The 20539-nt window shown below is 67.0% G+C and carries 18 protein-coding genes; 13 read left to right on the forward strand and 5 right to left on the reverse strand.

Annotation, left to right across the window (positions count from 1 at the left end; translation table 11 throughout):
* Positions 1–148 precede the first annotated feature (148 nt).
* Positions 149–775, reverse strand: coding sequence for a class I SAM-dependent methyltransferase (locus tag HDC29_RS18695; protein ID WP_179499814.1), 627 nt, complete (start codon positions 773–775; stop codon positions 149–151).
* 92 nt (positions 776–867) lie between these two features.
* Here HDC29_RS18695 and trxB point away from each other — a divergent pair, with 92 nt between their 5' ends.
* The gene (trxB, locus tag HDC29_RS18700; protein ID WP_179499815.1) at positions 868–1833 is read left to right on the forward strand and encodes a thioredoxin-disulfide reductase; all 966 of its coding nucleotides are present in this window, start codon (positions 868–870) and stop codon (positions 1831–1833) included.
* A 188-nt stretch (positions 1834–2021) separates the two neighbouring features.
* Here the strand turns inward: trxB and HDC29_RS18705 are convergent, their stop codons facing one another.
* From HDC29_RS18705 to HDC29_RS18720, 4 genes are read right to left on the reverse strand one after another with little or no spacing between them, the layout of a single operon-like run.
* Complete coding sequence (locus HDC29_RS18705; RefSeq protein WP_179499816.1) at positions 2022–2819, reverse strand: hydrolase 1, exosortase A system-associated; 798 nt, start codon at positions 2817–2819, stop codon at positions 2022–2024.
* Entirely contained in the window at positions 2804–3472 is a 669-nt protein-coding gene (locus tag HDC29_RS18710; RefSeq protein ID WP_179499817.1) for a hypothetical protein, read from the reverse strand. Before HDC29_RS18710 ends, HDC29_RS18705 begins: the two co-directional genes overlap by 16 nt.
* 16 nt (positions 3473–3488) lie before the next feature.
* Complete coding sequence (locus HDC29_RS18715) at positions 3489–3755, reverse strand: acyl carrier protein (protein WP_257018401.1); 267 nt, start codon at positions 3753–3755, stop codon at positions 3489–3491.
* Positions 3752–4741 carry a GNAT family N-acetyltransferase gene (locus HDC29_RS18720; protein ID WP_179499819.1) on the reverse strand — a complete coding sequence of 330 codons (990 nt, stop codon included), beginning with the start codon at positions 4739–4741 and terminating at the stop codon, positions 3752–3754. The genes HDC29_RS18715 and HDC29_RS18720 overlap by 4 nt, the downstream gene beginning before the upstream one ends.
* A 35-nt stretch (positions 4742–4776) precedes the next feature.
* On the opposite strand from HDC29_RS18720, the gene HDC29_RS18725 reads away from it, so the two are divergent.
* From HDC29_RS18725 to HDC29_RS18780, 12 genes are all read left to right on the forward strand, one after another.
* The gene (locus HDC29_RS18725; protein ID WP_179499820.1) at positions 4777–6309 is read left to right on the forward strand and encodes an acyl-CoA ligase (AMP-forming), exosortase A system-associated; all 1533 of its coding nucleotides are present in this window, start codon (positions 4777–4779) and stop codon (positions 6307–6309) included.
* Positions 6306–7535 carry a pyridoxal-dependent decarboxylase, exosortase A system-associated gene (locus tag HDC29_RS18730; RefSeq protein ID WP_179499821.1) on the forward strand — a complete coding sequence of 410 codons (1230 nt, stop codon included), beginning with the start codon at positions 6306–6308 and terminating at the stop codon, positions 7533–7535. Before HDC29_RS18725 ends, HDC29_RS18730 begins: the two co-directional genes overlap by 4 nt.
* A 172-nt stretch (positions 7536–7707) precedes the next feature.
* The gene (locus HDC29_RS18735; RefSeq protein ID WP_179499822.1) at positions 7708–8361 is read left to right on the forward strand and encodes an XrtA/PEP-CTERM system exopolysaccharide export protein; all 654 of its coding nucleotides are present in this window, start codon (positions 7708–7710) and stop codon (positions 8359–8361) included.
* Positions 8362–8409: 48 nt separating this feature from the next.
* The gene (locus HDC29_RS18740) at positions 8410–9939 is read left to right on the forward strand and encodes an XrtA system polysaccharide chain length determinant (RefSeq protein ID WP_179499823.1); all 1530 of its coding nucleotides are present in this window, start codon (positions 8410–8412) and stop codon (positions 9937–9939) included.
* A gap of 14 nt (positions 9940–9953) precedes the next feature.
* On the forward strand, positions 9954–10976 hold the full coding sequence (locus HDC29_RS18745; RefSeq protein ID WP_179499824.1) for a P-loop NTPase: 1023 nt from the start codon (positions 9954–9956) through the stop codon (positions 10974–10976).
* Positions 10976–12688: a hypothetical protein gene (locus HDC29_RS18750; protein WP_179499825.1), complete on the forward strand. Its 1713-nt coding sequence runs from the start codon at positions 10976–10978 to the stop codon at positions 12686–12688. Before HDC29_RS18745 ends, HDC29_RS18750 begins: the two co-directional genes overlap by 1 nt.
* A gap of 22 nt (positions 12689–12710) precedes the next feature.
* A complete protein-coding gene (locus HDC29_RS18755) occupies positions 12711–13982 on the forward strand; it encodes an XrtA/PEP-CTERM system-associated ATPase (protein ID WP_179499826.1) in 1272 nt (423 codons plus the stop codon).
* Positions 13983–14027: 45 nt separating this feature from the next.
* Positions 14028–14888, forward strand: coding sequence for an XrtA system polysaccharide deacetylase (locus HDC29_RS18760; RefSeq protein ID WP_179499827.1), 861 nt, complete (start codon positions 14028–14030; stop codon positions 14886–14888).
* Complete coding sequence (locus HDC29_RS18765; RefSeq protein ID WP_373562842.1) at positions 14885–15952, forward strand: FemAB family XrtA/PEP-CTERM system-associated protein; 1068 nt, start codon at positions 14885–14887, stop codon at positions 15950–15952. The genes HDC29_RS18760 and HDC29_RS18765 overlap by 4 nt, the downstream gene beginning before the upstream one ends.
* The gene (locus HDC29_RS18770; RefSeq protein WP_179499829.1) at positions 15952–17157 is read left to right on the forward strand and encodes a TIGR03087 family PEP-CTERM/XrtA system glycosyltransferase; all 1206 of its coding nucleotides are present in this window, start codon (positions 15952–15954) and stop codon (positions 17155–17157) included. Before HDC29_RS18765 ends, HDC29_RS18770 begins: the two co-directional genes overlap by 1 nt.
* Positions 17154–18632 (forward strand): exosortase A, encoded by a 1479-nt coding sequence (gene xrtA / locus HDC29_RS18775; protein ID WP_179499830.1) that lies wholly within the window; start codon positions 17154–17156, stop codon positions 18630–18632. The genes HDC29_RS18770 and xrtA overlap by 4 nt, the downstream gene beginning before the upstream one ends.
* Before the next feature lie 11 nt (positions 18633–18643).
* Positions 18644–20539: an XrtA/PEP-CTERM system amidotransferase gene (locus HDC29_RS18780; protein ID WP_179499831.1), complete on the forward strand. Its 1896-nt coding sequence runs from the start codon at positions 18644–18646 to the stop codon at positions 20537–20539.

Below are 20539 nucleotides of genomic sequence, written 5' to 3' on the forward strand. Positions count from 1 at the left end.
CATTGGGGTGGGGAGCGGCCGGTCGTGTACCCCGGCGAAAGCCGGGGCCCAGTGCGGAAATATGCCGGGTTGGCGTCAGCATTCTGGACCCCGGCTTTCGCCGGGGCACATATCTCTATCGTCAACTTCCTGCCACTTTCAGCCGCACCTACGCCTGCACTCGCGCCACGCCATATTCGACCCAGCCGAACGGCCGCGGCGTTTTCGGCATATAGGAAGCGGCCTGCCGATCGACAGAAAACCCCGCCTTTGCATAGGCGTTGCTGATCGGGCGGGTCAGGTGGCAGTTGCCGCCGATGCGCTTCCATATCGGCTCGATCCGCCGCTGCCATTTCGCGACGCCCGCATCGGGTGCGGCGCCATGCTCCAGGAACAGCGCGGTCCCGCCCGGCTTCAGCACGCGGCGGATCTCGGCAAGCACCGCCGCCTGATCGGCGACCGAACAGAGGGTGAAGGTGGTGACCACCGTGTCGAACTGCCCGTTTTCGAACGGCATCGCCTCGCCGACGCCGCCCCGGATGTCGGCGTCGATACCCCGTGCCGCAGCCGCCGCCCTGCTCATCGCGAGCAGCTCGGGCGAGGGATCGAGCCCGGAAAAACTCTCGACCTGTCCCGGGCGATAAAATTCCATATTGATCCCGCCGCCGCAGCCCAGTTCGAGCACATGCCCGCGCGCGTGCGGCACGACCTTGCTTCGAAGCTTCATGACCTGCCCCTGCGAACAGGCGCATTTGATCAGGCGTGGTACTCCATGACGTTCCCACCAGCTTGCCATTCGCCAGTCTCCCCTTGGCGCGGAAGGTGACCCTTGCTAGCGCACTTGGCAACACCCATCTGTGCCTGCCGCGCAGTTCAAGAAAGATCGCCATGCCCGCCGTTCACCACACCAAGATGCTCATCCTCGGTTCCGGCCCCGCCGGCCTTTCCGCGGCGATCTATGCCGCGCGCGCGGGCATGATGCCGATCGTGGTGCAGGGGCTCCAGCCCGGCGGCCAGCTGACGATCACGACCGACGTCGAAAATTACCCGGGTTTCGCAGAGGTGATCCAGGGCCCGTGGCTGATGGAGCAGATGACCGCGCAGGCGACGCACGTCGGCACCAGCATGATCTGGGACACGATCGTCGATGTCGACCTGTCGCGCCGCCCGTTCAAGCTGACCGGCGACGGCGGCGACGTCTATATGGCTGAAACGCTGGTGATCGCGACCGGCGCGCAGGCGAAATGGCTCGGCGTTCCGGGCGAGCAGGAACTGGGCGGCAAGGGCGTCTCGGCTTGCGCAACCTGCGACGGCTTTTTCTATCGCGGCAAGAAGGTCGTGGTGATCGGCGGCGGCAATACCGCGGTCGAGGAAGCGCTTTATTTGACCAACCATAGCGACGATGTGACCTTGATTCACCGCCGTGACAGCCTGCGCGCCGAAAAGATCCTGCAGGACCGGCTGATGGTCAATCCGAAGATCAGGACGCTATGGAACAAGCGCGTCGAGCGTTTCGTCGCGGGCGAGGGCGTGTCGGGGCTGGTCGGCGTCGACCTGATCGACACCGTCACCGGCGAGGCGAGCCACGAGCCGACCGATGGCGGCTTCGTCGCGATCGGCCACAGTCCGTCGACCGAATTGTTCAAGGGCAAGCTGCCGCTTGATGACGACGGCTATCTGCAGGTCACGCCGGGCACCTCGCTGACCTCGATCCCGGGCGTCTTCGCCGCGGGTGATGTCACCGACAAAATCTATCGTCAGGCGGTGACCGCCGCGGGCATGGGCTGCATGGCTGCGCTCGACGCCGAACGCTTCCTCGCCGAAGCCGAATATCACGCGATGGCGACGGCGTGAGCGGCCTGTAGCGGTGGTTGACGACCGGAAGCTGCCCTTCCTTTCATCGTCGTCCCGGACTTGATCCTGGATCCACGACGACGGCGCAGCTACGGATCCCGGACCAAGTCCCGGACGACGAAGCGGAGGTAGTTTGCCGCCAGCTCCCAACCTCTAAGCCGAGATCGGCATCGAGGACGGCGGCGCGATTACTTCAATATTTCAAGGATTCGTGCCGCCAACCACTCCCCATCGTCGCCAGCAAAGCTGTGCGACGGGCTGGCGAGGCGCCTGACCGGAACGCGATCAAGCGCCGCCGGGCAGCTTTCCATAAAAGCCTGCGCGGTCCGGTCGCCCGTCGCGAGCAGGATTGTCGCGGGGCCTTCCAGCCGGGCGATCGCGTCGTCGATCCGTGCCGCGAGGCTGTCGGGCGCAGCGGGGCCAGTCGGTGCCTTGAGCGCCGACAGCCCGCGAAACAGCTTCCGGAAATCGACCTCGCCCCTGACCAGCCTGATCACGCTTTTCGGGTCCTTGAGCCGCGACAGATAGCGCGCCCGGATCGCCGCCGCCGGAGGCAGCGCGGGTTCCTCGTCCGTGCCGTCGGCGTCGCTCTCATACGTCCACGGATTGGCGACGATCAGTCCATCGATCGCCAGCGGCTGGTGAAGCAACAACGCGCTTGCCGCATCGCAATTGCCGAACGCAACGATGCTCGAGACCTGCGGCGATTCCTCGCGAAACGCCGCAATCGCTGCGGCGATATCGGGCCCGCTGCTTTCGAAGCCGCCATTGTCGCCTTCGCTGTCGCCGACCCCGCGCCGGTCGAACCGAAACACCGGATGCCCGGCCGCGGCGACGCGCTGCGCCAGTGTCGCCATGCCGCGATGCGCGCCGCTGCGGATCTCGTTGCCGCCCGACACGATCAGCAGGCCGGTGCTGCCCGGCGCGTCGTCGAGCGTGGCGGCCAGCGCCGCGCCTTCGCAGGAAAAGTTCAGCTGATGCCGCATGACTTGCTCCATGCGGCGATGTCGGCGGCAATGGCGCGCGCCATCGCCGCATCCTCGCCCGGCTCGGCGCGCAGCCAGAGCGGCGTGCCGGCGATGCCGTCGGCGCCAATGCCGATGCTGCGCAGCGGGGCGACCGGTTGCGCCTCGGCGGTGCCCAGCCCTGCGATCATCGCCGGCGACAGCGCGTTGCCGGCGAGCAGCAGGGCCTCGGATCGCGCGGCAGCCTGCAGATCTTCCAGCGATGACGTCACGCCAGCTTCACGGTCGGCGCTCACCCGCGCGCGCATCAAGGTGCGGAGTAGCGATGCGCCGCCGACGGGCGCGAGCCGCCACCATGCAGCGGCCTTCGCCTTATGATCGATCAGCGTCCCGCCGCGCACCGATGCGATGATGGCGGGCCCGTCGTTGCCCGCGATGACCTCGGCCAGCGCATCCTGCCAGCGATCCAGATCGACCTCGACGAGCGGAACGAGGCTCTCATTCTGTCCCGGCAGGTCGGGAAGCAGCGCTGCGAAACCGTTCGCTACAAGCGCGCGCATCGCGAGCACCAGGGTACGGCGCGTGCGGTTCGCTTCCTCGAACAGCGGCGGGACGATGACGATGGTGGCGCGGGGTGTACCCGCGGGGTCGATGCGCAATCGGTGTTCGGCCATGCGCTCCGCGTCCGGTTCAGCTGGTCACTTTGCGCAGCGAAAAGACCAGCAAATTGCCGTAGGTTTCAAATATCTCGCCATCGACTTCATCGTCGTCGATGATGATACCGAGCCGGTCTTCCATCTCGGTCAGCACCGTCGCGACCGCCATCGAATCGAATTCGGGCAGTTCGCCGAACAGCCCGCTGTCGTCGGTCAGCGCGGCGGCGCGGTCTTCGCCGAGGCCGAGCACATCGGCGAGCAGGGCGCGAAGGGTGGCGTCGATGGAGCTGCTATCGGTCAATTTTCTTTCCTTAGCATGGAACGGGCAAAGGCCTTCAATGCCGGCCCCCATGCCGCGAGGCGCGACGGATTGAAAGCCTCGATACGCCACAGCGGGTCGTGCCGGTTCATCCAGTCACGCTTGTAACCGTCGTTGCCGGTGCCGAAATCGACGCGCTTCACGCGGTCGACCTCGATGACATGGCGGAACAGCGCGGCCGAAAGCAAGGTGCCGGGCGAGGCTTTCAGACTGTCCTCGACATGCGCGAGCTTGTGGATGAAGGCCGTGCCATCCTCGACCGTCCAATATTGCGCCGCGACCGGGACGCCCTCGATCCGCGCGATTCCCATGCGGAACGTGCCGCGGACGCTTTCGAGTTCGGCAAAGGCGCGCAGCAAGGCGGGATCGCCTTCCTCGGGCTTCCAACTCGCGGCGTAGATTTGCTCATAGGCGGCCCAACTGCCGGGATCGAAAGCGGTGATCAACTGGATGTCGACCACGCCCTTTTTCGCTTTGCGCTGGACGGTGCTGCGCAGCGCGCCGGGGCGGCTCGCCCACCAGACGTCATGATCCATCTCGCCGAGGTCGAGCCAGTGACGGTCACCCGCCGGTGTGGTTTTTACCCACCAGCCCGCGCCACGAAGCGCGGAAACGATCTCTTCCCGATCTTCGTCGCGAACCGGATAGAGCGACAGCCGTGCCCCCCCGGTACGCAGGCCGCGAAACAGCGCCGACAGCGCGTTGTGGCGATCGCGACCGCCCGAAAACAGGGGCCGGATCGCAAAGCTGTACCAGTTCGTCAGCCCCGCCAGATCTCCCGGGGCCTCGATACGCAACGGCAGCCAGGCCGCAGTGCCGTTCGCCCTGCCGCGCGCGTCTATCCGGCCTTCGCCCGCGAAACCGTGCGCCGCGAGCAGGTCGAACCATTCCGTCCGATCGAAAGGCGAAGCGAAACCTGCGGCCCGCGCCGCATCATCATTAGCCTGATGTTCACCGTTCCCTTGCATGATGCGGCCCTCTATCACTCCTCTCCTAACAGCCGATGACCAAAGTCGAAAACCCGCCCTCGTTTCCTATCGACCATCTCGCCCTTCGCGGCGCGGCGGATGCGGCTGCGCTGCTGATCGGCGACCGGATCACGACTTTTGCCGACCTCGACGCCGCAGTCGGCCGGCTGGCTTCGTGGCTGCTCGAACAGGCGGGCGGTCCGGGCGAGCGGGTTGCGAGCTGGAGCGCGAAGACGCGGCTGGCCTGCCTGATGCCGCTCGCCGCGGCGCGCGCGGGGTTGATCCATGTGCCGGTCAATCCGTTGCTGAAGGGCCAACAGGTCGCGCATATCCTTGCCGACAGCGGCGCGAAACTGCTCGTCACCAATCATTCGCGCGCGGAGATGCTGGGCGATGCACGGCCCGAAAATTGCGCGGTTCGGGATTTGAAGGTTGCGGAGGCGGTCATCGATTCGGGCGGGCAGGGGCTGCCGCCGTCGATCGCCGAAGCGGGCGACCTTGCCGCCATCCTCTACACCAGCGGCTCGACCGGGCGGCCCAAGGGCGTGATGCTGAGCCACGCGAACCTGTGGCTAGGTGCCGAAAGCGTCGCCTCCTATCTTGGTATCGTGCCCGGCGACCGCGCGCTCGGCGTGCTGCCGCTGAGCTTCGACTATGGCCAGAACCAGCTGTTTTCGAGCTGGTACGCAGGCGCAGCGGTCGCGCCGCTCGACTATCTGACCGCGCGCGACGTCGTGAAGGCGGTGACGCGGCACCGGATAACGACGATTGCTGGGGTGCCGCCGCTCTGGGTGCAACTCGTCGAGGCTGAATGGCCTGCCGACCCCGCAAGCCTGTTGAAGCGGCTCACCAACAGCGGCGGCGCGCTGACGCCCTCACTGATCGACGCGATGCGCCGGACCTTCCCCAAGGCGGACATCTATCCGATGTACGGGCTGACCGAGGCGTTCCGTTCGACCTTTCTCGACCCGGCGCTCGTCGCCGACCATCCGACCTCGATGGGCCGTGCGATCCCGCACGCCGAGATCCTCGTCTGCCGCCCCGACGGAAGCCTCGCAGACGACGACGAGCCTGGCGAGCTTGTCCACACCGGACCTTTGGTGGCGCAGGGCTACTGGCGCGATGACGAGCGCACCGCGCAGCGTTTCAAGCCCGCGCCAAGCACGTCGCGCTACGGCGGCATCGCGGTGTGGTCGGGCGATACCGTGCGCCGCGACGCTGCCGGCCTCCTCTATTTCGTCGGTCGCGACGATGCGATGATCAAGACCGCGGGCAACCGCGTCAGTCCCACCGAGGTCGAGGATGTCGCGGTCGCGTCGGGGTTGATCTACGAAGCCGTCGCCTTCGGCGTGCCCGACGCGCGGCTCGGCGCCGCGATCATCCTGATCGTGCGCGGCAAGGACGGCGCCGCAGACGAAGAGGGACTGGCAGCCTATCTCCGCCAGAATCTTCCCAATTTCATGCAGCCGCATATCATCGAATGGCGGAGCGAACTGCCGCGGAACCCCAATGGCAAGCTCGATCGGGTGGCGATCTCGGCCGATTGGGGCAGGGAGGTAGCGGCATGAAACCCCACGGCCCGATTCCGCCCGGCTTCAAGGCCGATGCGGGCGGTATGCTGCTGATCGGCGGCGACCGCGCCGAAGCGCTCGCGGATGTCGCGGGTGATACCCCGCTGTTCGTCTATGACAGCGCGATGCTGACCGCGCGCGTCGCCGAATGGCGCGCGGCGATGCCCGCCAGGGTGCAGCTTCATTACGCCATGAAAGCGAATCCCTATGCGCCCCTGCTCGCCTTCATGGCGCGGCTCGTCGACGGGTTCGACGTCGCGTCGGGCGGCGAGTTCAAGGCCGCGCTGGCAAGTGGCATGCCCGCGGGCGACATCAGCTTCGCCGGGCCCGGCAAGCGCGATCGTGAACTCGAAGCGACGATCACCGCCGGCGCGACGCTTAATCTGGAATCGGCGGGTGAGGCGGCGCGCGCGCTATCGATCGCCGAGCATCTCGGTCTGACGCCCAGCCTTGCAGTGCGCGTCAATCCCGATTTCGACCTCAAGGGGTCGGGCATGAAGATGGGCGGCGGCGCCAAGCCCTTTGGCGTCGATGCCGCCGAGGTTCCGGCGCTCGTCCGCCGCCTGATCGATGCTGGCGCCGATTGGCAGGGCTTCCATATTTTCGCGGGATCGCAGGCGCTTGACGCCGCCGCGATCGCCGAAACACAGGCGCAGACGGTGGCGCTCGCGGCGCGGCTCGCGAATGAAATCGGCGTGACCCCGCCGCTCGTCAATCTGGGCGGCGGCATGGGCGTGCCCTATTTTCCCGGCGACAAGCCGGTCGATGCCGTCGCGGTCGGAGCCGCGCTCGGCGAAACTCTGGCAACGCGCGATGCGATCCTCGCGGACAGCCGTTTCGCGATGGAACTCGGTCGCTGGCTCGTCGCCGAAGCCGGCGTCTATCTGACCCGCATCGTCGACCGCAAGGTCAGTCATGGCGAGACGTTCCTCGTCACCGACGGCGGTCTCCACCATCAGCTCGCGGCGAGTGGCAATTTCGGAACGGTGATCCGTCGTAACTATCCCATAGCATTGGCCGGCGCCTTCGGTGCCGAGCCGACCGAAACCGTCTCGGTCGTCGGCTGCCTCTGCACGCCGCTCGACCGGCTCGGCGATCAGGTCGCGCTGCCGCGCGCCGACGTCGGCGACCTGGTTGCGATCTTTCAGGCGGGCGCCTACGGTGCAAGCGCGAGCCCTGCGGCGTTCCTGGGACAGGGGCCAGCGCGCGAAATGCTCGTCTGATCGGGCTCGACCTGTTCCCTATCGGGACAGTTCCGCGATGTTGCGGTCCAGACTTATGTCAATACTAACATTATGTTCACCCTTTTCGAGCAATGGCGGACACTGACGATATGGCTGTCGCCGCGTAAGTTCCGGACCGCGGTTCCCCCGGCGGCTCGAAAGGTTGATGATTATGGCTTCGTTCCCCTCGCTTCGCATCGCGCGCGCCGCGCTCGTATCGGGCATCGCCGCGACGGCGCTCACCGGCTGCATGGGCGCGGGCAACGCGCCGCAACTCCCCAGCGCGAACTTCGTCGCGAACCAGGAGGGGCCGGGCGAGGAATATATCATCGGCCCGCTCGACGAACTCCAGATCTTCGTGTGGCGCAACCCCGAACTCGGCGGCAAGGTGCAGGTGCGTCCTGACGGTCGCATCACGACGCCGCTGATCACCGACATGCCCGCGGTGGGGAAAACTCCCACGATGCTCCAACAGGACATCAAGCTCCAGCTCAGCCAATATATCACCGATCCGATCGTCAGCGTGATCGTCACCACCTTCAACAGCACCTTCTCGCAGCAGGTGCGCGTGGTCGGCGCGACCGAGAAACCGGCGTCGATCCCCTTTCGTGCCAACATGACCGTGCTCGACGCAATGATTGCAGTCGGCGGGCTGGGCGAATATGCCGCTGGGAACAAGGCGCGACTCGTCCGTTTCGACAAGGGCAGTGGGAAGCAGCAGGAATTTGCCCTGCGGCTTAATGACCTGATCAAGCGCGGCGATATCAAGGCGAACGTGCGGCTGCAGCCCGGCGATGTGATCATCATCCCCGAAAGCATGTTCTGATATCGACCGGCGGCCACCCACTCATGTCCCAAGGATAGATTTCGAGCGATGAACAGCCTCTACGATGAATTCCGGGTAGCAGTGCACAGCGTCTGGACGCGCCGCTGGCTGGTGCTGGCGGTCGCGTGGGGCATTTGCATCCTCGGTTGGCTCGCGATCGCGTCGATTCCGAATCGTTACGACAGCCGCGCGCGCCTGCTCGTCGACATCAACCAGATCCTGCCCGACGAAACGGGCGGCAGGGGACCGCAGATCGACCAGATTCGCGAGACGCTGACCAGCGCGCGCAACATGGAAAAGGTCGCGGCGACGACGGGGCTGCTCCCCGCGGGGGCCAATGACCGCGAAAAGGCCGGCACGGTTGCGATGCTGCAAAAGAATATCAAGGTCGTTCCGCAGCAGGACAATATCTTCGAAATCACCTCGAGCATCGCGGTCGGCAGCCTGTCCGATGCCGACAACGCAAAGCTGGCGTCGGGCGTGCTCGACAGCCTGATTACCGTGTTCCGCGATGATCAGTTGCGCGGCGGCCGGATGAACGCGCGCGAAGGACTCAAATTCCTCGACGCGCAGATCGCCGACCGCGAAAAGGCGCTGCGCGAAGTCGAAGCGCGGCGCGCGGCGTTCGAGGCGCAGAATATCGGGCTGATCCCCGGCGGCGCGGGATCGCCGGCGCAGCGCGTCGATGCGGCACGCGCCGAACTGAGCCAGATCGACTCGCAACTGGTGTCGGCGCAGGCGCAACTCGCGGCCGCGAACGGCCAGCTGGCATCGACTCCGCAGTCGATTCCCGGCGCCGGCGGCGGTGTCGGCGGCGGCGTCGCGCGCCAGCAGCTTGCCGGCGCGCAGAACGAACTGTCGGCGATGCGCGCGCGCGGCCTGACCGACGCGCACCCCGATATGATGGCGATCAAGAGCCAGATCGCATCGCTCAAGGCCATCGCCGATCGCGAGGGTACGGGTGGCGGTGGCGGCGGGATACAAAACCCCGCCTATGCCTCGCTTGCCGCGATGCGCGCCGAGCGCCAGGCGACCGTCAGCGCGCTGTCGGCACGCAAGAGCCAGCTGATGGGCGACATAGCGAAGATCACGGCGCAGCAGATCCAGAACCCGGGAATCGCCGCCGAATATGACCGGATTAATGGCGAATATACCGCATTCAAGGCGCAATATGACAAGCTGCTCGGCCAGCGAGAGCAGGTACGGATGCGCGGCGAGGTGCAGACCGAAACCGACGCGATCAAGATCGAACTGCTCGACCCGCCCTCGAAGCCGACGAGCCCCGCCGCGCCCAACCGGCCGCTCTTCCTGACGCTGGTGCTGCTCGCGGGTGTCGGCGGTGGCATCGGCGCCGCCTTCGGCCTCGGCCAGGTGCGGACAAGCTATGCGACCGCGGCGAAGCTCGAACGCGCGAGCGGACTGCCGGTGATCGGTTCGATCACCGAGGTGGTGACGCCCGAACGTCATGTCGAACGGCGCAAGAAGCTGATCTGGCTGGCAAGCGGCGGCGCCGCGCTGGTCGGGCTCTATGCCTTGCTGCTGGTCGCCGAATTCATCCAGCGCGGCATGGTTGCGTGACGGGGGACGATGACATGAACGATCAACGCAAAGTCAAACGCCCGCCCTCGCTGCTCGAACGCGCCGCCGATATGTTCGGACTCGATCCCGCCGCCAACGCGCCGACGATCGATGTGTCGAACCTGCCGCCCGAACCCGAGAAAAAGGCAAAGAAGGCGAAGGCCGAACCCGCCGCCGAGACGCCGCAGCCCGAAATCCTGGAGCCGTCCGTCGAGGCCGCGCCGGCCGTCGACCCGGCGCCCGCGTCGAAGCCCTCTCCGCGCAAGGATGTCGCAAAGGCGGCGCCCGCCGTCGTCCCGACGCGGCAGGGAACAATCGACCGCGAGCGGCTTGCGTCGCGAGGCATGATCGTGCCCGGCACGCCGGTCACCGGCATCGCCGAAGAATATCGCATCGTGAAGCGCGAGTTGATCCGCAATTTCGGTGGCGTCGGCAACCGCCCGATCCTGCCGCGCGGCCACCGCGTGCTGATCGCGTCGGCGAACCCCGGCGAGGGAAAGACCTTCTCGGCGGTGAACCTCGCCCTGAGCCTCGCGGTCGAGGCCGATCACGACGTGCTGCTGATCGACGCGGACATCGCCAAGCCCAGCGTGATCGACGCGCTGGGGCTCGAAGATGGTCCGGGCCTGATGGACGCGCTTGCCGATCCGCACCTGCCGCTGGGCGATTGCCTGATCCAGACCGACATCGCGGGGTTGAAGGTCATGCCCGCCGGCACGCAACACATGCACGACACCGAGCTGCTCGCCTCGGCGCGCACCGAAGCCCTGCTGGCGCGGCTCGAACAGGGCGCGCCCGGCCGCATTCTCATCCTCGATTCGCCGCCGGTGCTTGCCGCGTCGCCCGCCGCTGTGCTCGCGGGACACGTCGGCCAGACGATCATGGTCGTGCGCGCCGACGAAACGCTCGAGTCCTCGTTGCGCGATGCGATCGGGCTGATGGGCGCCTGCCCGCATATCCAGTTGCTGCTCAACGGCGTGAAATATTCGCCGGGCGGACGCCGCTTCGGCACCTATTATGGTCAGGGAGGCGCGTGATGCGCACCGCGACCGGTACGCGCCATGTCGCGACGCTGGCGGCGCTTCTGCTCGCCGGGACCGCGACGGGTGCGCATGCCCAATTTTCGGGCGACCCGGGTTCGGGCGCCGGTGAAGCGCCAACCGGCGCGCCCGCGGCCGAGCCGGGCCGTGCGGAGAGCCGGGCCGAAGGCCGCCGCGCCCAGCGCCAGGTCGATGTCAGCCCCTATCTCGAGGTTGGGCAGGTTTTGACCGCCGATCTCAAAAATGGCGGCGATGTCCTCACTTACACGACCGTCGCCGCGGGCATCGATGCCGCGATCGTGACGCGCCGCGCCGAACTCGCCGCGACGTTGCGTTACGAGCATCGCTTCGGCTGGAACGGCGATCTTGGTGATTCGGATACGATCAGCGGCCTCGCACGCGGCCGGATCGAGGTCGCGCGCGGCCTCAACCTCGAGGGTGGCGCGCTCGCCACGCGCACGCGGGCCGACGGGCAGGGTGCCGACAGCGGGCTGTTCATCGGCGACGCCAGCAATGTCGCCAACCTCTATTCGGTTTACGCCGGCCCAACCCTGGCCCGGCGGATCGGCGGGCTCGACTTCGGCGCCGGCTATCGCTTCGGCTATACCAAGGTCGATATCGACGAGCCCGCGATCCTCTCGCCCGATACCCAGCCGCAGGATGTTTTCGACAGCTCGACCAACCATGTCGCCTGGGCCAGCCTCGGCGCGCGTCCCGGCGACCTGCCGTTCGGATGGCAGGTGTCGGGCGGCTATGAGCGCGAGGATGCGAGCCAGCTCGACCAGCGCTACGAGGGCAAATATGCCCGCGCCGACATCACGGTGCCCGTCGGGCCGACCGTCGCGCTACTCGGCGGCGTCGGTTACGAGGATATCGAGATCGGTCAGCGCGACCCCGTGCTCGACGCGAATGGCGTGCCGGTGCGCGATGAGAGCGGCCGCTTCGTCACCGACAAATCGACCCCGCACCGCCTGTCGTTCGACACCGACGGGCTGATCTGGGATGCGGGCGTGATGTGGCGGCCGAGCCGCCGCACCTCACTGACCGCCCGCGTCGGCCGCCGCTATGGCGATACCATCTATACCGGCAGTTTCGCCTATCGCGCCGACCATGCGACGACGATCCAGGTCGGCGTCTATGACGGGCTGTCCAGCCTCGGCCGCGGCCTGTCGGGCGGGCTTGCCGCGCTGCCGACGCAGTTCGACCCGACGCGCAACCCGATCGGCGGCAATATCAACCCGTGCGTGTTCGGCGGGCAGGGCGGCGGTTGCCTCAACAACCAGCTCGGCAACGCGACATCGGCGCAATATCGCAGCCGCGGCGTCCAGGCGACGCTGTCGTCGCGCTTCTCGGGCTGGGCCTATGGCGTCGGCGTCGGTTACGACCAGCGCAAGCTGCTCGCGCCGCAGCTGTCGCCGATCGCCAGCCTCGACGGGATCAAGGACGAAAGCTGGTATCTGTTCGTCTCGGCGGGGCGCCAGCTTGACGCCGACTCCGACCTCAGCCTGTCGGGCTATGTCAATTATTTCGACAATGGCGCGCCGGGTGCGAGCGACGTCCAGTCGGCCGGGCTCTCGGCCGCCTATTCGCGGCGCTTCTGGCGCGGCCTGACCGGGACGGCGGCGGCAAGCCTCAACGCCTTCGATCAGGAAGGCTTCAACAGCCAGCTAATCGGTTCAGCTTTGGTGGGACTGCGTTACAACTTCTGACCAGGCAACGGGAATTTTTGCGATGTACGATCAATTCTACGGTTTCACCGGACGTCCGTTCCAGCTGACGCCAGACCCGCATTTCTATTTCGAAAGCGGCACGCACCGCAAGGCGATGTCCTACCTCGGCTATGGCCTCGCGCAGGGTGAAGGCTTCATCGTGATCACCGGCGATGTCGGCGCCGGCAAGACGACGCTCGTTGGTCACCTCATGAACACGATCGACCCCAATCGCCTGACGGCGGTCAAGCTGGTGTCGACGCAGGTCGAGGGCGACGACCTCCTCCGCCTCGTCGCCGAACAGTTCGGCATCGAGTGGGAAGGGCAGAGCAAGGCCGAACTCCTGCGTTCGATGGAACAATATCTGCGCGAACAGGCACGCGCGGGGAAACGCACGTTGCTGATCGTCGACGAGGGGCAGAATCTTGCGATCTCGGCGCTCGAAGAGCTGCGGATGCTGTCGAACTTCCAGCTCGGCGGCCACTCGCTGCTCCAGATCTTCCTGCTCGGCCAGCCCGAATTCCGCCAGACGCTTTTTCACTCGCCGACGCTCGAACAGCTGCGCCAGCGCGTGATCGCGACGCACCACCTCGACCCGATGGAGCCCGAGGAAGTCGAACCTTACATCCTCCACCGCCTCGGCAAGGTCGGGTGGACGGGCAACCCCAGCTTCAGCCCCGACGCGTTCGAGGAAATCTTCGACTACAGCGAAGGCGTGCCGCGCAAATTGAACGTGCTGGTCAGCCGCCTGCTGCTGTACGGCGCGGTCGAGCAGATGAACCGCATCACCGCGCAGAATGTGCGCTCGGTCGTCGCCGAGATCGAGGCTGATCGCGGCATCGACGCTTCGACGCTGGCGCCGCTGCCGGTCGAAGACGTCGTCGCGGCCGCAGCGACGGCTGTCGCGCCGACCCCCGCGCCCTTCGCCGCGCCGGCCGCTGCGAACGAGACGCCGTCCGAATGGCCGGCACGCGCTGCGGAACCCGACAACAATGGTCCGGCTCCTTTCGCGGCCCCGGTCGAACCGGCGCAGGTCATCACCCTGACCCCGCCTGCCGCCGCAGCGGATGCGCCCGACCCGACGCCCGCCGCGACCGAGGCGCCGCCGCCCGCCGCGCCGGCGATCGACCCCGAACATCTCGCGGCGCTCGAAGCGCACGTCGCATCGCTCGAGGAACGGCTTGTCGAACAGGACGCGGCGCTGCGCCGCGTGCTCGACCTGCTGATCGAATGGGTCGAACGCGATCCCGAAAACGCTCCCAACCCGGCGACGTCGCGGACCTGGGCGGCCTGACAATCCGGCCGAAATCGGCTATCCCGCTGATGAAGGTGAGGGAAAATGCAGAACGGCCTGTCGGTCGATGTCGAGGACTGGTTCCAGGTCGGCGCCTTTGAGCGCACGATCGACCGCGCCGACTGGCCGACGCTCGAATGCCGCGTCGAGGCGAATTGCGACGCGGTGCTGCGGATTTTCGCCGATGCGGGCGCGACAGGCACCTTCTTCACCCTCGGTTGGGTAGCAGAACGCTATCCCGCGCTGATCAAGCGTATCGTCGCGGCGGGGCACGAACTCGCCAGCCACGGTTATGATCACAAGCGCGTCTTCACCATGACCGCTGACGAATTCGCCGCCGATCTCAGGAAGACGCGCGCGATCCTGGAGGACCTCGGTGGCGTGGCCGTGCGCGGCTATCGTGCGCCGAGCTTCTCGGTCGATACGCGCACGCCCTGGGCGCATATGGTGCTCGCCGAACAAGGCTATGCCTATTCGAGCAGCGTCGCGCCGGTGGTCCACGACCATTATGGCTGGCCCGCCAGCCCGCGCCACGCGTGGCGGCCGGTCGCGGGCAGCGACCTCGTCGAATGGCCCGTCACGACCGCGCGCTTTGCGGGACGAACCTTGGCGGCAGGCGGCGGCGGTTTCATGCGCCTGCTTCCCTATGGCTTCACGCGCTGGGCGATCGCGCGGATGAATGAAGAGGGACATCCGGCGATCCTCTATTTCCATCCGTGGGAAATCGACCCAGGCCAACCGCGCGTCGCGGGCGCGCCGATCAAATCGAAGATCCGCCATTACAGCGGCTTGTCGGCGATGGCTGGCAAGCTGAAGAAACTGCTCGCGGATTTCGAATGGACGCGCGCCGACGCGTTGCTCCCCGCGCAGCAGCAGCGCGCCCAGCCGTGGCGCGCCGCGGCGTGAATGCGCCGACGCTTGCCGTGAAGGACGGGTTTTCCGGTGCGCCGCTCTCCGACGCGGGCGAATGGGACGCTTATGTCGCCGCGCATCCGGACGCGACGCCATTCCACAGCCGCGCATGGTGCGAGGCGATTACGAAGGCGACCGGCCATCGCTGCCACCTCGTCACCGGGCGCGATCCGAACGGCGGGCTGACCGGCATATTGCCGCTCCACCATATTCGTTCGCCGCTGTTCGGGCAGGCGCTCGTCAGCAGCGGCTTTGCTGTCGGTGGCGGCATAATCGCAGACGGCCCCGCGGTCGCCGCGACGCTTGCCGAGGGGGCGGCGGCGATGGCGAAATCGCTCGGCGTGCCATCGGTCGAACTGCGCGGTGGCTCCTTGCCCGAAGGCGAGGGGTGGTCTTGCGAGGAAGGCGTTTATGCCGGCTTTGCGCGTAACCTCGCCGCCGATGACGATGCCGAACTTCTCGCCATCCCGCGCAAACAGCGCGCCGAGGTTCGCAAGGCGCTCGAAAGCGGGCTGACGGTGACGACGGGGCACGGCGCCGCCGAGCGCCGCGACCATTATCGCATCTATGCCACCAGCGTCCGCAACCTCGGCACACCGGTTTTTCCTAAGGCGCTTTTCGACGCCGTGCTCGACGCCTTCTGCGACGCGGCCGACATCCTGACCGTGCGCCACGAGGGGCGTCCGGTCGCGAGCGTGCTCAGCCTCTATTGGCGCGGCACCGTCATGCCTTATTGGGGCGGCGGCACCGCCGAAGCGCGGCGGCTGCGCGCCAACGAGCTCATGTATTTCGCGCTGATGCGCCACGCGCGCATAAAGGGCTGTACGCGCTTCGATTTCGGCCGCTCGAAACTCGGCACCGGCCCCTTTGCCTATAAGAAGAATTGGGGCTTCGAACCGCAGCCGCTCCGCTACGCCCGCTGGCTCGCGCCGGGGGAGGCGCCGCGCGACACCAATCCCAACAGCGCGCGCTATCGCCTGCAAGTCGATCTCTGGAAAAAGCTGCCGCTCTGGGCGGCGAACAGGATCGGGCCGCTGATCGCGCGCGGGCTTGGCTAATGGCCGAGATATTGTTCCTCGTTCACCGCGCGCCCTGGCCCCCCGACCGCGGCGACCGGATCCGCAGCTGGCACATGTTCGAGGCGCTGGCGAAGCTGGCCCCGGTGCATGTCGCGGCGCTCGCCGACGGCGAGGCAGACGCCGCGCTTGCCCGTGCGAAGATGACGCCGCTTTGCAAGAGTTTGGCGATCGAAGTGCGCAAGGAATCGCGCCCGCTGGCGCTGGCACAGGCGGTGCTGAACGGCGAACCCGTATCGAACCGCCTGTTCCGGAACGCCGCTCTGAAGCGCCATGTCGATGCGCTGATCGGTCAAGGCGGCATCACCCATATCGTAGCATTTTCGGGTCAGATGGCCCAGTATATGCCCGCCCGTTTCGACGGGCCGGTGCTCATGGATTTTGTCGATGTCGATTCGGCCAAATTCGGGACCTATGCCGAACAGGACAAGCGCCAGCCGCTGAACTGGGTGCATAGGCGCGAAGCCCGGACGCTCGGCGCCTATGAAGCCGAAGTCGCGCGCCGCGTCGACGCCAGCCTGTTCGTCAGCGAAGCCGAGGCCGCCTTGTTTCGCAGCCGCAGCGGGCTGGGCGCCGATCGGGTGCGCGCGGTCGAAAACGGGATCGACACCGACCGGTTCGATCCGGCCACCGCGCTGGAAGTGGTCGGTACAGGCGACGGGCCGCTCGCGGTCTTCACCGGGCAGATGGATTATCGCCCCAATATCGACGCCGTGCGCTGGTTTGCGGCCGATATCCTGCCGCTGATCCGCACGCGTCATCCGTCGGCCCGCTTCGCGATCGTCGGGCGCGCGCCGACGGCCGAGGTCGATGCGCTGGCGGCGTTGCCCGGTGTCACGGTGACCGGCGAGGTCCCCGACGTACGCCCCTGGCTCGGCGCCGCCGACGCGGTGGTTGCGCCGCTGCTCCTCGCGCGCGGGGTGCAGAACAAGTTGCTCGAGGCGATGGCAATGGCGCGACCGGTCGCCGCGAGCGCCGCCGCCGCGACGGGGATCGACGCGGTGCCGGGCGAACATCTGCTCGTCGCCGATGGAACGGACGCAATGGCCGAAGCCGTCTGCCAGCTTTTCGACGACCGCGCCGCCGCAGCGGCCATGGGGCGTGCCGCCCGGGCGCGAATGATCGCGCGTTACGGCTGGGACGCGCGCATGGCGCCGCTCGGCGAGCTGCTGGGATTGCCCGGATGACGCTCTGGCAGCGCCATCTCGCCGCGCTGGGTCTGCTTTCGGCGGTCATCCTTGCGCTTTTCTGGCGCGATGCCGCCGATATGGCGGGCATCTGGTGGCACAGTTCGACCTTTACCCATTGCCTGCTGATGGTGCCGATGATCGGTTGGCTCGTGGCGCAGCGCGTGGCGCTGCTGCGCCCGTTGACGCCGGTATTCTGGTGGCCCGCGCTCTTGTGGATGGGGGGGGCGGGGCTGACATGGCTCGTCGGCGAGGCGGCGGGCGTCGGCCTGTTCCGGCAACTCGGGCTTGTGCTGATGCTGCAGGGCGCGGTCGGCGCGACGCTTGGCGAAAAGCTGGTGCGCGGGCTGCTTTTCCCGCTCGGATACGCGCTGTTGCTCGTGCCATTCGGCGAGGAACTGGTCCCGCTGCTCCAGACCTTCACCGCGCATATCAGCGTCGTCCTGCTCCATCTCTCGGGCATCGCGGCCGAGATGCAGGGCGTGTTCGTCACCACGAAAGCGGGATTTTTCGAGGTCGCCGAAGAATGTTCGGGGGTCAATTTCCTGATCGCGATGCTCGCTTATTCGGTGTTCGCGGCGCATCTCTGTTTCAAGAGCTGGACGCGGCGGTTCGTCTTTGTCGCGGCGGCGCTCGCCACGACGATCCTCGCCAACGCGTTGCGCGCCTACGGCACGATGGTCGCCGCCGAAATCTGGGGCATCGAAGCCGCGGGCGGGATCGACCATATTTTCTACGGCTGGATATTCTTCGGCCTCGTCATCCTGCTCGTCATGCTCGTCGCACTCCGCTGGTTCGACCGGCCCGCGAACGATACCGCGGTCGATGTGCGCCGGCTCGGCGGCGTGCCGCGCTTTACGGGCGCGGCGAAAATGGTGCTGCCGGCGACGCTTGCGGTTCCGCTGCTCTTTGCCGCATGGGGGCTGTTCATCGGCGGGCGCAGCGCGCCGCTCCCCGCGACCATGGCCATCGAAGCGCCGCCGGGCTGGCGCGATACGCGCGCGGGCGGCATTGCCTGGGCACCGCGCTTCGACGGCGCCGACCAGCGGCTGCGCCGCCAGTTCGCGAACGAGAAGGGGCAGGTGGTGACCGTGGCGATCGGCGGTTACGAACGCCAGGCCGAAGGGCGCGAAGTCGTCGCCTTCGGACAGGGGGCGGTCGACCTTGAAAGCAAATGGGCGTGGAGCGCCGCCTTGCCAGCGGTCGACGGGGCAAGGACCGAGCGGCTGCTCCATCCCGGCCCGGTGCTGCGCGACGCCGCCACCTGGTACGTCGTCGGCGGCACGGTGACAGGCAATCCACGCCGCGCCAAGCTCGCCGGCCTTCAGGCGCGGCTGCTCGGCGGCGACCCGCGCGCGCTTTCGCTGATCATATCGAGCGAGGAGCGCCAGGGCGGTCTGGATGCGATCACCGATTTCGTTTCCGCGTCGGGTGGAGCCAAAGCGATGGCTGACCGCGCGCTCAAAACCCGCTAGGCCAGCCACATATGTGTGGGATCGCGGGCATCTATCATCTCGAAACGGCGAAACCGGTCGACCCGGCCCGCCTGCGCGCGATGCTTCAGCCGATGCAGCATCGCGGCCCCGATGGATCGGGCGAGTGGACGGCGCCGGGTGTCGGCCTCGGCCATCTCCGCCTCTCGATCATCGACATCGCGGGCAGCCCGCAGCCGATGGCGAGCGACGACGAGACCGTCACGCTCACCTACAATGGCGAAATCTACAATTTCCGCGAACTGCGCGCCGAACTCGAGGATCGTGGCCACCGTTTCCGCACCAGCGGCGATACCGAGGTCATCATCGCCGCGTGGCGCCAATGGGGCCCCGACTGCCTGTCGCGGCTCAACGGCATGTTCGCCTTTGCGATCCACGATCACCAGCGCGGCTGCCTGTTCCTCGCGCGCGACCGGCTGGGGGTAAAGCCGCTCCATTATGTTCGCCTGTCCGACGGGTCGGTGGCCTTCGCATCGGAACTGAAGGGGCTGCTCCGCAATCCGCTGCTCCGGCAGGAAGCGAACCTGACCGCGATCGAGGATTTCCTCGCCTTCGGCTATGTCCCCGATGATAATTGCATTGTCGCAGGCGTGGAGAAGCTGCACGCCGGCCATTATCTGATGCTCGAACGCGGCAAGCGGGTACCGGCGCCAACGCGCTGGTGGGCGCCCGATTTCTCGAAACGCATCCGCGCGTCGGAAGGCGAGGCGGCCGAGCATCTGGTTCACCTGATGCGCGCCGCGGTGACCGACCGCATGGTCGCCGATGTGCCGCTCGGCGCGTTCCTGTCGGGCGGGGTCGACAGCAGCGCGGTCGTCGCGCTGATGGCGGAGGCGAGCACGAAGGCGGTCAAGACCTGCACCATCGGCTTCGATCAGGCCGCGCTCGACGAAACGGCCTACGCTCAGCAGATCGCCGAACGCTTTGCCACCGACCACCGCACGCGCACCGTCTCTTCGGGCGATTTCGCGCTCGTCGACCGGATCGCAGACATGTTCGACGAACCTTTCGCCGACGCCAGCGCGCTCCCCACCTACCGCGTTTGCGAACTCGCGCGCGAAGAGGTGACGGTCGCCCTCTCGGGCGACGGCGCCGACGAGGCCTTCGCGGGATACCGCCGTCTGGTGTTCCAGCATCAGGAGGAAAAGCTCCGGAGCCTCATTCCCGGCGTCCTGCGCCGCGGCGTGCTCGGGCCGCTGTCGCATGTCTGGCCGCAGATGGATTGGGCGCCACGCCCGCTGCGGGCCCGCGCGACGCTCGCCAGTCTCTCCAAAAACGGGGCGGAGGGTTATGCCGAGGCGGTCGGCGTAACGGGGCAGGCGCAGCGCGCGCGTCTGTTCAACGATGCCGCGCACCGCGCGCTCGGCGACCATGTCGCCGAGGCGCGCTACTGGAAGGCGATGAAGGACGCCCCCGCGCGCGAGCCGCTCGACCGCGCACAATATGCCGATATGCAGATATGGCTTCCGGGCGATATCCTGACCAAGACCGACCGGATGAGCATGGCGGTCAGCCTTGAGGCGCGCGAGCCCCTGCTCGATTACCGCTTGATCGAATTTGCCGCGAGCCTCCCCGCATCGATGCGCGTCAAGCGCGGAACGGGCAAGGCGATCATGAAGCAGGCGATGGAACGCTATTTGCCGCATGATGTCCTTTACCGCCCCAAGATGGGGTTCGTGACGCCGGTTTCGGCGTGGTTTCGCGGCCCGCTGGTCGAACAGGCGAAGGGGCTTGCCACCTCGTCGACGCTCGCGCGTTCGGGCTGGTTCGACATGGCCGAAATCGAACGGATCGTCGCCGCGCACCAGTCGGGACGCCGTGATCACGGCCGGTTGATCTGGCAATTCTTCATGCTCGAAAAATCGCTGGCGAAGCTGTTCGGGATTTGA

Origin of the sequence: Sphingopyxis sp. JAI108, from assembly GCF_013410105.1 — a bacterium.
In the GTDB taxonomy this organism is placed as follows: domain Bacteria; phylum Pseudomonadota; class Alphaproteobacteria; order Sphingomonadales; family Sphingomonadaceae; genus Sphingopyxis; species Sphingopyxis chilensis.